17 protein-coding genes and 1 tRNA gene are annotated in these 17,359 nt (G+C 32.3%); 7 read left to right on the top strand and 11 right to left on the bottom strand.

The features are described from left to right. Position 1: 1 nt before the first annotated feature. Complete coding sequence (locus HA149_RS01475) at positions 2-1,456, bottom strand: phosphoglucomutase/phosphomannomutase family protein (protein WP_209112379.1); 1,455 nt, start codon at positions 1,454-1,456, stop codon at positions 2-4. 80 nt (positions 1,457-1,536) lie between these two features. Between HA149_RS01475 and HA149_RS01470 the strand changes: the two genes are divergently transcribed. Then, positions 1,537-2,955, top strand: a complete 1,419-nt coding sequence (locus HA149_RS01470) for a TM0106 family RecB-like putative nuclease (RefSeq protein WP_209112377.1) — start codon at positions 1,537-1,539, stop codon at positions 2,953-2,955. Here HA149_RS01470 and HA149_RS01465 read toward each other — a convergent pair. Beyond that, positions 2,941-3,777 carry a folate-binding protein YgfZ gene (locus HA149_RS01465; protein ID WP_209112375.1) on the bottom strand — a complete coding sequence of 279 codons (837 nt, stop codon included), beginning with the start codon at positions 3,775-3,777 and terminating at the stop codon, positions 2,941-2,943. The two genes, HA149_RS01470 and HA149_RS01465, sit on opposite strands and share 15 nt — an antisense overlap. Before the next feature lie 10 nt (positions 3,778-3,787). Continuing rightward, entirely contained in the window at positions 3,788-4,348 is a 561-nt protein-coding gene (gene pyrE / locus HA149_RS01460) for an orotate phosphoribosyltransferase (protein WP_209112373.1), read from the bottom strand. Between the two features lie 141 nt (positions 4,349-4,489). On the opposite strand from pyrE, the gene HA149_RS01455 reads away from it, so the two are divergent. The 3 genes from HA149_RS01455 to HA149_RS01445 all read left to right on the top strand — a co-directional run bounded on the left by HA149_RS01455 (position 4,490) and on the right by HA149_RS01445 (position 6,904). Next, positions 4,490-4,562, top strand: a tRNA-Ile gene (locus HA149_RS01455). Between the two features lie 18 nt (positions 4,563-4,580). Further along, positions 4,581-5,849, top strand: a complete 1,269-nt coding sequence (locus HA149_RS01450; protein WP_209112371.1) for a hemolysin family protein — start codon at positions 4,581-4,583, stop codon at positions 5,847-5,849. 50 nt (positions 5,850-5,899) lie between these two features. Further along, a complete protein-coding gene (locus HA149_RS01445) occupies positions 5,900-6,904 on the top strand; it encodes a Gfo/Idh/MocA family protein (protein ID WP_209112369.1) in 1,005 nt (334 codons plus the stop codon). Between the two features lie 26 nt (positions 6,905-6,930). Here the strand turns inward: HA149_RS01445 and HA149_RS01440 are convergent, their stop codons facing one another. Together HA149_RS01440 and tgt are read right to left on the bottom strand one after the other, a co-directional pair. After that, entirely contained in the window at positions 6,931-7,071 is a 141-nt protein-coding gene (locus HA149_RS01440) for a photosystem II reaction center protein K (protein ID WP_011375837.1), read from the bottom strand. 34 nt (positions 7,072-7,105) lie between these two features. Beyond that, positions 7,106-8,224 (bottom strand): tRNA guanosine(34) transglycosylase Tgt, encoded by a 1,119-nt coding sequence (gene tgt / locus HA149_RS01435; protein WP_209112367.1) that lies wholly within the window; start codon positions 8,222-8,224, stop codon positions 7,106-7,108. A gap of 98 nt (positions 8,225-8,322) precedes the next feature. Here tgt and HA149_RS01430 point away from each other — a divergent pair, with 98 nt between their 5' ends. After that, a complete protein-coding gene (locus HA149_RS01430) occupies positions 8,323-9,063 on the top strand; it encodes an adenosylcobinamide-GDP ribazoletransferase (protein ID WP_209112365.1) in 741 nt (246 codons plus the stop codon). Here the strand turns inward: HA149_RS01430 and HA149_RS01425 are convergent. Next, a complete protein-coding gene (locus tag HA149_RS01425) occupies positions 9,041-10,177 on the bottom strand; it encodes a sensor histidine kinase (protein WP_209112363.1) in 1,137 nt (378 codons plus the stop codon). The two genes, HA149_RS01430 and HA149_RS01425, sit on opposite strands and share 23 nt — an antisense overlap. Before the next feature lie 252 nt (positions 10,178-10,429). Here HA149_RS01425 and HA149_RS01420 point away from each other — a divergent pair, with 252 nt between their 5' ends. Next, a complete protein-coding gene (locus HA149_RS01420) occupies positions 10,430-10,798 on the top strand; it encodes a DUF3155 domain-containing protein (protein ID WP_079338864.1) in 369 nt (122 codons plus the stop codon). On the opposite strand, the gene HA149_RS01415 is transcribed toward HA149_RS01420, so the two are convergent. Then, the gene (locus HA149_RS01415; protein WP_209112361.1) at positions 10,795-11,412 is read right to left on the bottom strand and encodes an alpha/beta hydrolase; all 618 of its coding nucleotides are present in this window, start codon (positions 11,410-11,412) and stop codon (positions 10,795-10,797) included. The two genes, HA149_RS01420 and HA149_RS01415, sit on opposite strands and share 4 nt — an antisense overlap. 33 nt (positions 11,413-11,445) lie before the next feature. On the opposite strand from HA149_RS01415, the gene purH reads away from it, so the two are divergent. Then, positions 11,446-12,999: a bifunctional phosphoribosylaminoimidazolecarboxamide formyltransferase/IMP cyclohydrolase gene (gene purH, locus HA149_RS01410; RefSeq protein WP_209112359.1), complete on the top strand. Its 1,554-nt coding sequence runs from the start codon at positions 11,446-11,448 to the stop codon at positions 12,997-12,999. A gap of 1 nt (position 13,000) precedes the next feature. On the opposite strand, the gene HA149_RS01405 is transcribed toward purH, so the two are convergent. The 4 genes from HA149_RS01405 to sfsA form a co-directional block, all read right to left on the bottom strand. Further along, the gene (locus HA149_RS01405; protein WP_209112357.1) at positions 13,001-13,561 is read right to left on the bottom strand and encodes a DoxX family protein; all 561 of its coding nucleotides are present in this window, start codon (positions 13,559-13,561) and stop codon (positions 13,001-13,003) included. A gap of 104 nt (positions 13,562-13,665) precedes the next feature. After that, a complete protein-coding gene (locus tag HA149_RS01400) occupies positions 13,666-14,862 on the bottom strand; it encodes a 4-hydroxy-3-methylbut-2-enyl diphosphate reductase (RefSeq protein ID WP_209112354.1) in 1,197 nt (398 codons plus the stop codon). Positions 14,863-14,950: 88 nt separating this feature from the next. Continuing rightward, complete coding sequence (locus HA149_RS01395) at positions 14,951-16,411, bottom strand: ammonium transporter (protein ID WP_209112352.1); 1,461 nt, start codon at positions 16,409-16,411, stop codon at positions 14,951-14,953. A gap of 180 nt (positions 16,412-16,591) precedes the next feature. Then, positions 16,592-17,332, bottom strand: a complete 741-nt coding sequence (gene sfsA, locus HA149_RS01390) for a DNA/RNA nuclease SfsA (RefSeq protein WP_209112350.1) — start codon at positions 17,330-17,332, stop codon at positions 16,592-16,594. Positions 17,333-17,359 lie beyond the last annotated feature (27 nt).

The following is a 17,359-nucleotide window of genomic DNA, read 5'->3' as shown; positions in this document are numbered from 1 at the left end:
CTTATTTTCCTGCCAAATTAATAAATTCTTGACCCCACTCTAATACCTCAATTAGATAAGATTCTTTTGGTGCTTCACAATATAATCTTAAAAGAGGTTCCGTTCCTGAAAACCTAAAAAGAAGCCAAAAATTTTTATCAATTCTCAACTTTATTCCATCGATCTTTGAGATACTTTTTAACTTGTGATTATTAATATTCTCAGGAATATTACCTACGATAAATTCTTTTACGTTATTTTTTTCTGACTGATTTGGAAATTTAATATCAATTCTTTTATAAAAACTTGGCCCAAAATCTTCTTGAATTTCATCTAAGGTTTCATATAAATATTGAGATTTTTCAGCAATTCCATTTAATAAAACCATCGCTGCATATAGAGCATCTCTTTCAGGCATAAAGTCACCAAAACCAACTCCCCCAGATTCCTCTCCTCCAATAAATATTTTTTCTTTAATCATTTTTTCAGCAATATATTTAAAGCCAACTGGAAGTTCAAAAACATCTCTATTTTGACTCTCTGATATATTTTTAATAATATCTGAACCACTAACAGTTTTTAAAACTGGAAAAGAATTATTTTTAATTTCGCCCAAATAGCTAATAAAGTATGGGAGTAAATCTTGAGTACTAGAGTATCTTCCTTTTTCATCAATTGCCGCAATTCTATCACCATCACCATCAAATATAATTCCTAAAGTTTTCACTTCATTTGTTGAATTTTTCATTAGTGTTTGTTTTAGATCATCTGCATAATTCAAAAGAGGTTCAGGAGGTTTTCCTCCAAAAAAAGGATCAGCATCCTTCCTGATTTCTGAAATAACTTCTAAATCATTAGAAGCAAAAATCTCAGCCATACAATTTGCAGCTGAACCATGCATAGAATCTACAAAAATTCTCAATTTCATTTTTTTTAATCTCTTGGAAATATAGTCAATATCAAAAAGGGATTTAATTCTATCTAAATGAAATTTCTTAATATCTACCAATTGATTAACACCATCTATTTTTTCAATTGAATTTCCAAGCATTAATCTTTTTTCAACTTCACTTGTAAAAGATTCGTCAACAGAACATCCATTAAAGCTCTTTATTTTCAGACCTAGCCAATTATATGGATTATGACTTGCTGTAATTACTAACGCTCCAAGACAACCAACTTCTTTGGCATAGAAACTACAAGAGGGTGTTGTAACAAAGCTATTAGATAAGATTGGCTCTAAACCACATCCTCTTACAAAAGGCACTATTTGCCTGGCAAATTCACAAGCCATAAATCTACGATCATATCCAATAATAATTTTCTTTGAATTAACTTCTTTATAGTATTGATAATGCAACTCCTGGCATGCAGCAACAACAACTCTTGAAAGATTGGATAAATTAAAATCAAATCCAATAATTCCTCTCCACCCATCAGTTCCAAATTTTATCTTATTTAATTTATCAGCTGTCAAATTTAAAATTTCCTTGATTTCTTCTAATTATCTATAATAATTTAATTGAGTAAATTTTAAAACCGCTCTTAAAAAATAATTTGAATTCTCTTCATTTAAAAAGTTTTACAAGATGCAAAAGAAAAGCATGGCTAGATTTTAAGGGGGAAAAATCTTATGAAGTTTGGTCTCCCCATAAAGCTATAGATAAAATTAATCAGTTTCAAATTTTCTCTGAATTTTGTAATAGTGAAATATATACAGGATTAAAAGCCTGTGAAAAAGGTTATCAAGGGGTAATTGGATTAAAAATCAAAGGGAATCTTTTCCAAAATATTAACGCAGAGATACGTCCACAATTACTTGTAAAGACTAAAGGTAAAAGTAAATGGGGACAATATAAATATTTACCTGCTGTTTATAAGTTAGGCCTCAAAACCACTAAAGAACATTTATTCGACTTAGCTTTTAGTTCTATGCTGTTGGAATCTTTTCAAGAATCTAAAATTGAGAAAGGATTAGTAATTTCAAGTTTTGATAAAAAAGTTAATGTTGAAGAAATTTATTTAAATAAAAAATTAAGAAAAAAAGTTTTGAATGTTTTATTAAATTTGAATGAATGCTTGGAGGGATTTATGCCAGAAATAACTCAAGATAGAAAAAAATGTACTATTTGTTCATGGCAAAAATTTTGTGACAAAGAAGCAAAAGAAAATGGATATCTTACAGATATAGATGGAATAGGCTCCAAAACTGCTTCATTACTCATAACAAATGGAATATCTGATACCCAAACATTAGCTTCTTATAGCGAAAAACAACTTGGAGAGAAATTATCTAAATTCAACGATCAAAAGTATGAAAAAGCGTCCGTATTTATAAAGCAAGCACAAGCTTATATTTCTGGTGAACCATATCGAATTCTCAATAAAAATTATACTAACGATCTACTAGAAAAAAAATGTTCGGGATTTTATATATTTGATATTGAGTCAAATCCAGATGATAAGCATGACTTTTTATATGGTTTTTTAAAAATAAATGATTTGTTTACAAAAAAAGAAGATCTAATTTATGAACCAATTTTAAATCTCAAAAACAATAAAGGAGAATCTTACAGGAAAATTATTGAAATACTTTTTTCACAGAAGGAATGGCCAGTTTTACATTACGGAGAAACTGAAAAGATAGCAATAATTAATATTGCCAAAAACCTAAATTTTAGTTTTGAAGAAATTGATTCACTTGCCTCAAGATTTATAGACTTGCATACCTTAATACGAAAGTCTTGGATATTACCACTAAAAAACTATGGCTTAAAAACTGTTTCTAATTGGCTTGGATTTGAATGGATGCAGAAAAATGTTAGTGGCTCAAAAGCCCTTTATTGGTGGATTCAATATCAAATTACAGAAAACGAAATATTTTTAAAAAAAATTATCCAATATAACAAAGATGATTGTTTTGCTACTCTACAAATTGCAGAATATTTAATCAAAAATCAATTAAAGAAAAATTGATCCTACAGATTTATTAATAATAATTTTTCCAAAAATTTCTGAAAAAAAATAACTTCCTTCCTCTAAATATTTTCTTTTTATCATGGCTAAACCTTTAATTTGAGAATCTGATTTAAAAAAACTAGTGATTTTGCCTACAGAAATATCTTTGGCAGAATTTATATATAAATTTTTATCTTCAACTTCTAAATTCAAATTAGATTCGAATGATTTCCAAATTCTTATTTCCTGTTTTAAAGAAGAAACATTTTTTATTTTTGACATTGTTTCTTGTCCTAAATAACAACCTTTATTAAAATCTATAAGATCTTGTAATCCAAGCTCAAGAGGATTATTTTTTCCGTTTATTTCCATTTCTAACGAAGGTATTGCCTGATTAATCTTCCAAAGTTTTAAATCATTGGGACTTAGTAAATTTAGTTTATTTTTATATATTTCAAATTCTTTATCTTCTGTTTTGAAGAAAATAGGCTGGTAAGTTCTCCATGAACTAGATTCATCAATTTCCTGAATTCTATTTATCAAGAAAGGTTCACTTAGAAGTACATCGTCAGCTGGAAAAATAATTTGATTAAAGTAATCAATTATTTCATTAGTATTACCCGCCAAGATAATTACCTCTAAGTTTCTTTCTAAAAAAATAATTTCGATTAATGACCTTAGAACTCCATTTGGAGTTAACCAACAAGTTTTAATAACTGTATTTTCTGAATTAAGAATATTACCAGTTGTTATTCCATTCAAAAATTTTCTGGCATCTTTTCCAGTAATAGAAAAACAATCAAATTTTTCAAGCCAAAAATTTTGTTTTATATCTTGCATTTTGAAATAATCATAAAAAGTCTTTTATTGTAAAAAGACTCTTTAATTTAACATTTTCATCCTCAAGGGCTTCTAATCCCCCTTCTTGCCTATCAACTATAGACAAAACTTCCTCAACAATATAATTATTTTCTCGTAATTTTTTTATCGCTTTTATTACTGAACCAGCAGTTGTAACCACATCCTCTAAGACAGTTACCAAAGTTCCTTCTTCTAATGCAGGGCCCTCTATTCCAGCTTTGGTACCGTATTTTTTAATTTCTTTCCGAATTATTAAACCATTAAGTTCTAGACCTTGCGAAGCTGCTTTAACTATTAATCCACTCACAATTGGATCTGCACCTAATGTCAATCCTGCTACAGCTTTTGACTTTGAGTCCTTTAACTCTAAAAATAAATCACTTATTAAGTTTAGGCCCTCGCCATTTAATGATACCGGTTTACAGTTGAAGTAATGACTGCTTTTTTTTCCTGAAGATAAAGTGAAGTTTCCTCTCTTATAAGATTTCTCAATTAACTGTTTTAACAATTTTCCTTTATTTAAGTCATACTTTTCAGAAAAATTACCCATTAGTAAAAGTTAAATTTATATTTAAAGATTAGAAGAAAAAAAAGAAATCTCACAAAAACTTCCTAATGAGGTATTTTTTGAAATATTATTTTTATATTGTATATTGAAATTCAATGTAATTAAAATTGCATAAATTCCCCTGGGGGTGTAGCAATCTGGTGAATGCACCAAACTCATAATTTGGCTAAGGCGAGTTCGATCCTCGCCACCCCCATTATTCATTTGTCATTGAATGAAAATAACTCTACTTTTATTTCTTTTATTTTTCCCAGCTTTTTTTGCAGCGAGTGAACTCTCTTTTTTATTAATAAGGCCAAGTAAAGTTTTAAGGTTAATAGAAGAAAAAAAGAAAGGAGCATTTTCAATTTTAAAAATTCAAAAACGCTTTAGATCTTCATTAATTGCCTCTCAATTTGGAGTAACAATTTCATTAATTGCAATTGGATGGCTAAGCAATAACCTGGCTAATGATTATTGGAAAAGCAATATTTTGTTAAATAGATTTTATGATCTTCTATTGTTTTTATTTGTTGTTTTAGTTGTAACTCTCGTTTCTGGACTAATTCCTAAAGCACTAGTAATTAATAATCCAGAATCTGCTGCATTAAGGCTTACAACAATATTCGATGCCGTTAGAAAAGCTATGAATCCTATAGTGAAAACAATAGAATTCTTTGCTAGTGCCTGTTTAGGCTTGTTCAATTTAAATAACAAATGGGATTCTTTAAACTCGGGTTTATCCGCAGGAGAATTAGAAACTCTTATAGAAACAGATAATGTAACAGGATTAAAACCAGATGAGAAAAATATTCTTGAAGGAGTTTTTGCTTTAAAAGATACTCAAGTTAAAGAAGTAATGATTCCAAGAGCTGAAATGGTAACTTTGCCAAAAAATATAACCTTTTCAGAACTGATGAAACAAGTTGATAAAACTCGCCATGCTCGCTTCTTTGTGATTGGTGAGTCTTTAGATGATGTATTAGGTGTATTAGATTTGCGTTATCTAGCTAAGCCAATTTCAACAGGTGAAATGGAAGCCAATACATTATTAGAGCCGTACCTTTTACCAGTAACAAAAATTATAGAAACATGTTCATTAGCAGAGATATTTCCAATAGTAAGAGACTACAATCCTTTCTTACTAGTAGTTGATGAACACGGTGGAACAGAGGGGCTCATAACTGCAGCTGATCTAAATGGCGAAATAGTGGGAGAGGAAATGCTCAACAATAGAATTTATTCAGACATGAGAATGTTAGATAATTTCTCTAAAAAATGGTCAATAGCTGGAAAATCAGAAATTATTGATATCAATAAGAAGTTAGGATGTTCCATTCCAGAAGGCACAGATTATCATACTCTTGCTGGATTTCTGCTAGAAAAATTTCAAATGGTTCCAAAAATTGGGGACGTTTTAGATTTTAATAACATTAAATTTGAAGTTATTTCGATGTCAGGCCCAAAAATTGATCGTGTTAAAATAATTCTTCCCAAAAGCTAAATTTGACTCCCCATGGAGGATAATAAAAATAAATACATGGATTTGGAATTATGCAACCAACCTCATCACCCGTAAAGGTTGGAGTCATAGGTATAGGGAATATGGGCTGGCATCATGCTCGAGTACTAAGTTTACTCAAAGATGCAAATCTCATTGGAGTAGCAGATCCAAATGAAGAGAGAGGTAAATTAGCTATTGAACAATTTCAATGTGAATGGTTCAAAAATTATAAGGACTTAATTCCAAAAGTTGATGCTATTTGTATCGCTGTCCCGACACTACTACATCATGAGGTAGGACTAGATTGTCTAAATGGAGGTACTAACGTTCTCATTGAAAAACCAATTGCAGCTAATGAGCTGGAGGCAAAATCTTTAATAGAGGCGGCTAATGCAAGTAAATGTCTATTACAGGTTGGTCATATTGAAAGATTTAATCCTGCTTTTAGAGAATTAAATAAAATAGTAAATAATGAAGAAATTGTTGTTCTAGAAGCAAGGAGGCACAGTCCACATGCAGACAGAGCAAATGATGTATCTGTAGTAATGGATTTAATGATTCATGATATTGATCTTATTTTAGAGCTTGTAAACTCAAAAATACAAAAATTAGCAGCTGTTGGAGGAAGAAATAGCGAAGGGTTAATAGATTATGTTAATGCTACTTTAGTTTTTAAAAATAATGTTATTGCAATCTTAACTGCCAGCAAAATGAGTCATAAAAAAATTAGAAATTTAAGTGCTCACTGCCAAAATAGTTTAGTAGAAACTGATTTCTTAAATCACTCTTTACAAATCCATCGAAAGTCTCATGAATCGTATACAGCGGAGCATGGAGAATTAGTTTATAGAAATGATGGATATGTCGAAGAAGTGAGCACAACCTCCATTGAACCTCTTTATGCAGAACTAGAGCATTTTCTTAAATGCGTTCAGGGCAAAGAAACGCCTGAGGTAGATGGTGAGCAAGCCTCAAGAGCATTAAAAATTGCTGATTTTATAGAGAGTGCTGTAGATAATTCTGGAGATGCGATTTTACTTGAAAATCCCGTCTAATACATACAATCTAAACTAAAAGAATTTTATTTAAATCCAACTGCAGCTTGCCAAACAAATACCAATAAAAAGAAAAATAAAGGAATAAGTGGAAGAACATCAACAGTTGGAGCAAAGGCCTTGTAAGCCTCGGGCAATTCAGCGAATGTATTAAATAGAATGAGCACCTTTTTTAATAATTTAATTAATTATGATAAGACGTTACCACGTATGATGAGCAATAGAGGATGTTTTCCAAGGAGCGAAATCATTTGTAAAACAATTATCTCTAATTGCAGTAGAAATTGCATTGGTAAATCTTATTAAGTGAGCAATATTATGCAAACTTATGAGGGTTAGGCCTAATATTTCGTCATTTCTAATTAAATGATGCAAATATGCTCGAGAGTAGGATTTACAGGTCTCGCATTTACAAGTTTTGTCAATCGGAGAAAAGTCATTTTTAAATCGAGCATTTCGCAAATTCAATCTTTCATCATTAAAAAATGCAGTCCCATGTCTTCCTAGTCTTGTAGGCAAAACACAGTCAAATATATCGAATCCATTAGCAACAGCTAAAGAAATTTCTCTTAAAGAGCCAATTCCCATTAAATATCTTGGTTTATTTATTGGTAAGAATTTCGGGACGTAATTAATTACACTATGTATTTCTTCGACTGCCTCGCCAACACTTACACCTCCCACTGCTATTCCAGGCAAATCAAAAGAACTGGTATATTTTGCGCTATATTCTCTCAATCTCGGATACTTCCCACCTTGAACTATGCCGAATAATGCTTGATTGGATTTCTGATGAGTCTCAACACATTTTTGTAACCATGAATGAGTTCTTTGTAAAGAGTCCTCAATATCATTTTCGTTAGCTGTATGAGGAGGACAATGATCAAAAGCCATCGCAACATCCGATCCAAGATCCATTTGAATCTGTATTACTTTTTCAGGTGATAAAAATACATGACTACCATCTCTTGGATTTTTAAATTCCACACCTTTATCAGAAATATTATTTAATTTGGCCAAACTAAAAACTTGATATCCTCCTGAATCAGTAAGAATAGGCTTAGGCCAATTCATGAACTTATGTATTCCGCCAGATTCTTTAACTAGTTTTTCTCCAGGTTGTAAATGAAGATGAAAGGTGTTTGAGAGAATCATTTCTGCCCCTGTGGAGGCTAACTGCTTAGATGATATTCCTTTAACAGTAGCCAAAGTCCCTACAGGCATAAATTTTGGTGTGTTTACCTGACCATTTGGGGTATGAAAAATACCAGTTCTTGCGCCTGTATTACTGCAATTCGATGTAATTTCAAATTCAAACACGATAATTTATAAAATTTTTTGATCCTTTTTCATTAATCTACCCTATTATTTATTATCGAATCTATTTTTATCTCATCAAAAAATATTTAATAAAAAATTTGGCAGGATCTTGGATTTTCTATACGACATTTCCAAAGATACCTTTAATTAATCCCGAATTTAAAAATATTGCACAATTCGCGCCGCCTTTAGGATTTTTTATTGGAACAATACAGAGTTATATTTTTCTTTTTTTAAGAACAAACTCTTGGTCAATTTATGCATCTACATTAATTTGTTTGGCTTCAGGATATTTAATTACTGGTGGTCTACACATTGATGGTTTAATGGATACTTTCGATGGTATTTTTGCGGGTAAAAAGAAACGTTTAAAAGCCATGAAAGATAGTAAAGTTGGTTCCTTTGGCGTTCAAGCTTTAGTTTTTATAACTTTAATTCAAATTGCTTGCATACTAAAAATACAAGGGCTAATAATTTTTGTTTTACCTATATGCTTATTTTGGGGGAGATTTTCAAATTTATTTTTTATAGAAAAGTTTAAATATAAGAGTTATAAGAAAAAATCTATTAGTCACAAAAAATTTTGGAATGGATTTAAAAAAGAATCTTTGATCTCAATTATTTTTCTTTTAATTTTCATTGCATACCAATTAGTTTCAATTACATCCCAAGCAATATTAATTAAATTTTTAATTCTTATTTTGATTGGTATTTTTCTAAGCTATTCTATTCCAAGCATAATTGGTAATAAAATTGGAGGCTTTAATGGAGATGCATGCGGTGCAAGTGTTGTAGTAGTTGAAACTGCAATGTTGTTTATGCATGCAATTCTTTTATAGGTAGTTCTACATAGAAAATATTTTTCTTCTTAAGATTTTTTAAGTTCTCAGTATTGTCAATCGATTTATTTTCCAGCAATCTCAAATCTCCTCCAATTTGTTTTGCTAATTTCCTGGCCAAAAAAAGTCCCACACCAGTGCCGTCCTTCTTCTTAGCGGCAGATCCTCTAAAACCTTTTTCAAAAATTTTCTCTTTTTCATTTTTGGTTATTTTTTTACCATCATCAAATATACAAAGTCCGTTACTTGTAATTGCGAGTCCAATTTCAGCATCTTTTTGGGCATACTTAAACGCATTTTCTAATAAATTGGCCACAATTTCAGCAATTACAGCATATTTTGCCTTTAATGGCGATATGGTCCAATCTGGCCAAAGAGAAGGTTCAGTCCAATCTCTATTCTCTAAGTCCGCATTAGCTTTACCCCTTTCTAAAATTGGCCTCAATAAACTCTGAACAGTTATTACCTTTTTATTATCTAAATTTGGTGGTAATAATAATCTTTCCTCTCCAATTTCTAGAGGCAGTTGAATAGGTGAATTTAATTGCGCAAAAGAATCCATATATTTATTAATTTGTTTTTGCTCTATTATCATGCGTTCGACTATTTCAATAGAATCATCATCTGAACCAAGTCTTTTTATTAGTAATTTTGCATATGTCCTAATAGCAGCTAATGGATTTCTTAATTGATGGATTATGACATTGACCTGATTTTTTAAATAATTGATTTCTTCATTTTTATTTTGACGTTCTAGTTCGATAGAGACACATTTAGCTAAAGATATTGAAAGCGCTTTTAATCTAGAATCAAGAGTTACTGGCCAATTCCCCCCTTTCAAATCAGTTTCTACCCTAAGGACACCAAGTAGAATATCGTTTTCTTGAAGAGGGTACCATCTTCTATTAGGCGATGAAACTTTTAGTGAAGGATCATCTTCTATTGATGTAAGTAGCCTATCAATTTGTGGCCATTGACCAATCATTTCAAAAGATGCTTTAGTTCCTTGCTTAGCTGAAGCAAGATACATAACTAAATTAGTCACGCCCATTGAGCAACCAAAACTCTCTAGCTGTTTTATAATTAATTCTTCAAATTTTTTTGAAAGATTCATAATTAATGAAATTTTGAGAAAATTTTTTGAAAAAAACTTGAAAAAGGGCTTGTAAAATATGAAAAAAGTATTAAGATATATAAAGAGGTCTGACTTTAGCCAGCCTTAAATATGAATATTTAATCATATTTTAAGCTACATCAGGGGTTGATGGGTCCTCTATGTAATTTGCAGTGAATTTAAAATCACATATATAAGATTAGTAAAAATAAATAAGACTAATCTCATTAATAATTTCAGGAGTACCAATCAATGTCAAAAAAAAGAAAAAGAATCAGCAGAAGAAGATTGGCTGGCCAAAGAGTAATGGCACATGTACCTATTTATCATATCGAAACTGGCAAACATAAACCAGTTACAGCAGCAAGAAGATTCATAGCTGAAAATAGTCTCTCTGCGCCTTCAGTTTTCAATGTCAGAAGAAATGAGCATACCACCGATAGGTTTTTTTGGGGTGAAAAAGGGTTATTTAGCGCCCAATATGCTGAAGAAAATCATTTTCTATTTCCATCATTAAAAGTTGTTGTTGAAGGAATTGGTGAAGAAAAAATATTTGAAGGTCTTGAACTTACTGCAGATGATTGGGAAGAGATTGAAGAATACGAATACGCTTTTGTTTAAAAAATATTACTTATATTTGAACTTATAAAATTAATTAAATTTGAATCAATTTGATGAAATCCATCGAATTCTAATAATTCACAAAATTTAGCAGACTTACTCTTTACCTTTTCATAAATAGTCCTAGAAGCATCTATAGGCACGACGTCATCAAATAAACCATGACTAACAATCAATGGCGGACACTTTTCTTCCGGGGCCCAGTTGGGGTGAGGGAAACCACTACAAGCAACAATTAATCCAAAATTTAATTTAAATCCTGCATCAATTGCCATTGCCGCCCCCTGAGAGAACCCCAGCAAAATTGTTTTTCTTAGTGGAATCTGATCAGTATCAAATTTTTTTAATGTAACTATAAGTTTATTTACTTCAACCTCAGCTCCATTCCAATCATGTGGGTATAATCCATACCACTGTCTTCCCTGACCACTTGGATGTAATCCAGGAGCCCTCAAAGAAATTACCTCAAAATCAAAATTTATTTTTTCAGTCATCTCCTTTCCAAATGTTAAAAGGTCATCTGAGTCAGCTCCCCAACCATGCATCAAAATAATTCTATGAGTTGCAGTTTGAGAGCTAATCGAGACAAATTCATGATTGATAGCATATTTCATGTTTATATTCTTAAGTAAGTAAACTTTCCCATAATGTCACCATTAGCTTTAGTAAGTGTCTCTGATAAAAAAAATATAATCCCATTTTGTAAGGAATTGGTAAAACAATTTAATTATAAAATTTTATCAAGTGGCGGAACTGCCAAGCATCTTATAGAGGCAAAAATTCCAGTTATTAAAGTTTCAGATTTTACTAATTCTCCAGAAATTCTTGGAGGAAGAGTTAAAACTTTACATCCAAAAATACACGGAGGAATATTAGCTAAAAGAACTGATGAGACACATAAAAGAGATATCAAAACTAACGAGCTTGAGTTAATTGACTTAGTAGTTGTAAATTTATATCCTTTTAAAAAAACTGTAGCTCAGGGAGCTAAATGGGAAGACGCTATTGAAAATATTGATATTGGAGGGCCATCAATGATTCGTTCTGCAGCAAAAAATCATAAAGACGTTTCCGTCTTAGTGGATCCTAGTCAGTATCAAAGTTTTCTTGAAGAAAGTAAAAAAGGTGAATTAAAGGACTCATATAAAGCAAAATTAGCCCTTGAAGCTTTTCAACATACAGCAGACTATGACACTGCAATATCTAATTGGATAAGAAAAGAAAGAGGTTTACAATCTTCAAAATATATTGAATCTTATCCACTAATCAAAACCTTAAGATATGGTGAGAATCCTCATCAAAAAGCTTTTTGGTATGGTTTAAGTAACATTGGATGGAATTCAGCAGAACAATTACAAGGTAAAGATTTAAGTTATAACAATCTATTGGACCTAGAGTCGGCACTTTCAACAGTTTTAGAATTTGGCTACCCAGAAAAAGATGAACTTACAACCAAAATGTTTGCTTCTGTTATCCTAAAACACAATAATCCTTGTGGTGCCTCTATAAGTAATTCAGCTTCTCAAGCATTTTTGAATGCTTTGAAATGCGACTCTGTTAGTGCATTTGGCGGAATAGTTGCCTTTAATTCAAATGTTGATAGTGAAACTGCAAATAAATTAAAAGATATCTTCTTAGAGTGTGTCGTAGCTCCCTCTTTTGATGCGGAAGCTTTAGAAATTTTAAAAATCAAAAAGAATTTAAGAATTTTAAAGTTTTCAGAAGATCAAATTCCAAAAAAGAATCAAATTTCTACTAAATCAATAATGGGAGGATTACTTGTTCAAGATACTGATGTAAGTGAAGAAAAAACTGAAAGTTGGATTGCAGTAACCAAAAAAAATCCAAGTAATCAGATGAATTTAGATCTAAATTTTGCGTGGAAAATTTGTAAACACGTTAAATCTAATGCGATTGTTATTGCAAAAGACCAAAAAACTATTGGAATTGGAGCTGGGCAAATGAATAGAGTTGGTGCCGCAAAAATTGCATTAAAAGCAGCTGGAGAGTTATGTTCTGATGCTGTCTTAGCTAGTGATGGATTTTTCCCATTTGCAGATACTGTAGAACTTGCAAATGAATATGGTATAAAGGCAATTATTCAACCAGGAGGTAGTTTAAGAGACCAAGAAAGTATTGATATGTGTAATTCCAAGGGGATCTCAATGGTATTTACGCAAAAAAGACATTTCTTGCATTAATTTATGTTGATTTAGGATAATATGTAATCTTGTTAGTTTTTCTGAATAAAGAAAGTCTGCCTGGACCTGCGCATAAGAAGTAGAGAGAAATAGCTCCATAAATAAAAGACAATTCGAAAGCATAATTATGACCCTCAACCACTGCCAGAGGAAAACCTTCTAGTCCAGTATCAAGGAGATGAAAATAAACTGCAAATGCCATGGTGGAAAATAAACCAAGAGAAGAAAGCCTCGCAAAAATCCCTAAAGCCAATCCTGCTGGGCATACCAATTGAGTAATTGCTGCTCCAAAAGTCCAAATAACAGGATCACCTGGCAAAAATGGGAAGTACTTACCAACTACAAACTCAGCAAAACCCTGTGGATCCTGAAGTTTCTCAAGGCCATGATGAATCATCAAAGCACAAAAACCTATTCTTAAAACAAAAATCGATAGTTCTCCAAGGATATTAACTTCTGACCCTGAAGATGAATTGGCAACTACAACTTCAACTTTTTGGGGCGCTTTAGTTCTATTCATACTTGCAGTTTGAACCTGATTAGCTTGTGCTTTGTCTTCCATACTTCATAAATTTTTTCATTATTCTAGTTAATAAAGTAGATCTTTTGGAATTATCTGACTTATAAATTAAAAAAACTAAGCAAATTTATAAATTAATAACAAATTCAGGAAGCAATATGAATTAACTTTTCAATAACATCTGCAACGACCTTATCAGGAGTAGATGCACCTGAGGTAATTCCAACATTAATTTTTCCACTAGGTAGAAAATTATTTTTAAGTTCTAAATCTGATCCAAGTGGTTTATGTAATATTGAGTTTTCTTCAACTGATATTCGTTCTGGAGTATCAATGTGAAAAGAAGAAATATTTTTTGTAATTGCTATTTCTTGTAAATGAGTAGTATTAGACGAATTGAAGCCTCCTATAACAACAAGAATATCGAGGTCTTCATCAACCAAGGAAAACATTGCATCTTGCCTTTCTTCAGTTGCATCGCAAATAGTATTAAAAGCTAAAAAGTGACTATTTAAGTTTTCTGGTCCAAATTTCTTTAGCATCGTTTTTTCAAAAACTTTTCCAATTTCTTCTGTCTCACTTTTCAGCATTGTTGTCTGGTTTGCAACACCAACCCTTTCTAAATCTTTATCAGGATCAAATCCATCAGAACAAGCTTTAGCAAATTTATTCATAAACTCATTTCTATTTCTTCTCCCCAGAATATATTCAGATACATATTTTGCTTCTTCCAGATCAAGTACAACTAAATATTTTCCGGCGAATGAGCTAGTAGCGAGAGTCTCTTCATGCTTAAATTTCCCATGAATAATGGATGTGAAAATATGTTTTTTATGTTTCTCGACGGTATGCCAAACTTTAGAAACCCATGGGCACGTTGTATCAATGATATGACATCCTTTCTCATGAAGGAGTTTCATTTCTTGAACAGTCGCTCCAAAAGCAGGAAGTATAACTACATCTCCATTTGAAACTAATGAAAAGTCTTTAATACCATTCTTAGCTGAAATGAATTTTACATTCATTTTTCTTAAATGATCATTAACCGAGGGGTTATGAATTATTTCGTTTGTTATCCAAATATTTTCGTTAGGGTAATGTCTTCTAGTCTCATAAGCCATTGCTACAGCTCTTTCAACTCCCCAACAGAAGCCAAAGGCTTGGGCCAACTTAATATTTAGTCTGCCCTTAGTGTAAGTAAAACCATTATCTCTTATAGAACTTATCAAATCACTTTGATAAGCTTCTTCTAACGCTTGAGCTCTTTTTGTTGGAGAATCGAAACCCCTTCTATTATATCTATCAGAATGATGCAGAGATCTTCTAAAAGCTTGAGTATCCATCTTTTTATATTACAACGTTTTAAATAATTTTTCGTAAAAAAAAGAAACCTGACATATGTCAGGTTTCTTAAATCAATTTTCAGTTAGATTATTTAGCAGATGCAAAGTCTGGATATGCTTCCATTCCATGCTCTCCAATATCTAGGCCTTGAGTCTCTTCTTCTTCAGATACGCGGATTCCTCCGAATAATCCTCCAATTATAGACCAAGTAATCCAGCAAGTAACTAGTGTCCAAATAGCATAAGCTGCGGCACCAAGGGCTTGAACTAGAAGAAGTGTAATACCTCCACCATTGAACAATCCCATACCTGCTCCGTCGCCTTGCACAGCAGTACCCCAAAGACCGATTACAACAGTACCCCATACACCACATACTCCGTGAACAGAGAATGCACCTACAGGATCATCAATCTCAGCGGCATCAAGTGCTGCAACAGAAAATACAACGATAATTCCACCAACTAGTCCTGCGAACCAGGCTCCAGCAAGAGTCATATCACCGCAACCAGCAGTGATACTAACCAAACCAGCAAGGATTCCGTTAATAATCATTGTAAGATCAGGCTTACCAGAAGTTAGTGTTGAAACAACAGTTGCTCCGATAGCACCTGCTGCTGCTGCCAAAGTAGTTGTTACAGCAACATATGGCACCCATTGGTCCATAGCAAGTTGAGAACCGGGGTTAAATCCATACCAACCTATCCATAGAACTAATGCACCCAAAGTGGCGATAGCCATATTGTGTCCAGGCATAGCCTGTGGTTTTCCATCAGAGTATTTGCCAATTCTTGGTCCAAGAAGCATAGCTCCTACAAGACCTGCCCATGCTCCAACTGAGTGAACAATTGAAGAACCAGCAAAGTCGACAAAACCTAATGCATCTAGCCAACCACCATTCCATTTCCAGCTACCAGCAATTGGATATATAAATGCAGTTAATACAATCGCAAAAACAACAAATTCTCCAAATTTAACTCTTTCAGCTACAAGTCCGGAAACGATAGTAGCAGCAGTTCCTGCGAATGCAGACTGGAATAAGAAATCAACTGTTGGGACTAATCCAGCATCAGCAACTGTTTCGGCAGTGACTGTTGGATCAAAAAATAGGCCCATAAAATATAGCCATCCACCAGCAATACTATCTCCGTACATTAGCGAGTAGCCTATTACCCAATAAGAGGTAACAGCTAAAGCAAATACGAAAAGGTTTTTAGCAAGAATGTTGACGGCGTTCTTAGAACGACACATACCTGCCTCTACCATAGCGAAGCCGGCGTTCATGAATATCACTAAAATAGTAGCGACAAATAGCCATAAGTTATTGGCAAGAAAAGCTGCATTCAACTCAGGTAGATCGCCTGCATGAGCAGAAAGATTAAAAATACCTAAACCAAACAAAGCTAAAGGAACAGTTGCAAGCCACAACATTGAGCGGTTTGAACTAAATCCTCGAATACTCCTCAAAAGGAGCATAGGCCCGTTAACAAGACTTGCATCTTGTAACTTGGACCTAGAGCGCCTTTGAGGCGTTTGCAAAGCAGTGGTCATAAAAAAAAATTAGATCTGCAAAAAAACAGTTTGTGCTGTTTCCTTTCAAATCTAAATTTATTCAAAAAACTTATCAGTGTCTAGTAGTTGTTTATACCATTTTTATACTTGCACCCTTAAAATTATTTGTTAAATTTGAAAATTTATTTTTTTAAATTTCAAAACAAGAAGATTTTTTATTTATTTCAAAGGTTTAATTCCTTTCCATGATACGTGGTCTTTATGAAATTCAAAGGAACATGGAATAGTTATCATTCCTGCACTTAAAGATTCTCTAAAAAGACTGCCATATAAGGGATCTGCATCATCTCCAGGTGCAAAGAAAGAAGCGTCTTTTCTCGTAATACAAAGTACCAAAATACTTTTACTTCCAGGAATTAATTCCTTTAATTCAATGAGGTGTTTTTGGCCTCTTTTCGTTACTGTATCTGGGAATAGAGCTACATTTTCTTTAATCCAAGTCGTGTTTTTAACCTCTAGGTAAATGTTACGTTTATCAGGATTTGAAGATTTAGGAGTTAAAAAAAAGTCAATTCTACTTTTTTTATCTTTACCATATGGAACTTCAGATTTAATGGTCTCTATTTCGCCTATTATTTCCTTTAGCAGATTTTTCTCAATAACCTTTTTGATTAACTTATTTGCAAATAGAGTATTAATACCTACCCAAACCTCGTCGTTTTTTGAATCAAAAACACATATCTGTTCCCAGGTAAAAGGTAATTTTCTTTTTGTAGAAGGGGAAACACTTATTCTTACTTTTGCTCCCTCACTCAAAAGCCCCTTCATTGGGCCTGTGTTAGCACAATGAGCAGTTACTACCTCTCCATTCTCTAATTTAATATCTGCAAGAAACCTTTTATACCTCTTTATCAAAAACCCTTCAATTAATGGGTCAAATTCAATTATCCGATCATTCATAAATATGTCGTTAGTTAAAAATCAAAT

Source organism: Prochlorococcus marinus XMU1406 (assembly GCF_017696055.1).
GTDB lineage: Bacteria > Cyanobacteriota > Cyanobacteriia > PCC-6307 > Cyanobiaceae > Prochlorococcus_A > Prochlorococcus_A marinus_W.
This window is presented reverse-complemented; position numbering and strand designations above follow the sequence as displayed.

Bases quoted from the DNA above. Each gene is read 5' to 3' on its own strand.
- sfsA (WP_209112350.1), bottom strand. From the start codon at position 17,332: ATGAATGATCGGATAATTGAATTTGACCCATTAATTGAAGGGTTTTTG.
- pyrE (WP_209112373.1), bottom strand. From the start codon at position 4,348: ATGGGTAATTTTTCTGAAAAGTATGACTTAAATAAAGGAAAATTGTTA.
- purH (WP_209112359.1), top strand. From the start codon at position 11,446: ATGTCACCATTAGCTTTAGTAAGTGTCTCTGATAAAAAAAATATAATC.
- HA149_RS01425 (WP_209112363.1), bottom strand. From the start codon at position 10,177: ATGAATCTTTCAAAAAAATTTGAAGAATTAATTATAAAACAGCTAGAG.
- HA149_RS01450 (WP_209112371.1), top strand. From the start codon at position 4,581: ATGAAAATAACTCTACTTTTATTTCTTTTATTTTTCCCAGCTTTTTTT.
- HA149_RS01445 (WP_209112369.1), top strand. From the start codon at position 5,900: ATGCAACCAACCTCATCACCCGTAAAGGTTGGAGTCATAGGTATAGGG.
- HA149_RS01465 (WP_209112375.1), bottom strand. From the start codon at position 3,777: ATGCAAGATATAAAACAAAATTTTTGGCTTGAAAAATTTGATTGTTTT.
- HA149_RS01400 (WP_209112354.1), bottom strand. From the start codon at position 14,862: ATGGATACTCAAGCTTTTAGAAGATCTCTGCATCATTCTGATAGATAT.
- HA149_RS01420 (WP_079338864.1), top strand. From the start codon at position 10,430: ATGTCAAAAAAAAGAAAAAGAATCAGCAGAAGAAGATTGGCTGGCCAA.
- HA149_RS01415 (WP_209112361.1), bottom strand. From the start codon at position 11,412: ATGAAATATGCTATCAATCATGAATTTGTCTCGATTAGCTCTCAAACT.
- HA149_RS01405 (WP_209112357.1), bottom strand. From the start codon at position 13,561: ATGGAAGACAAAGCACAAGCTAATCAGGTTCAAACTGCAAGTATGAAT.
- HA149_RS01395 (WP_209112352.1), bottom strand. From the start codon at position 16,411: ATGACCACTGCTTTGCAAACGCCTCAAAGGCGCTCTAGGTCCAAGTTA.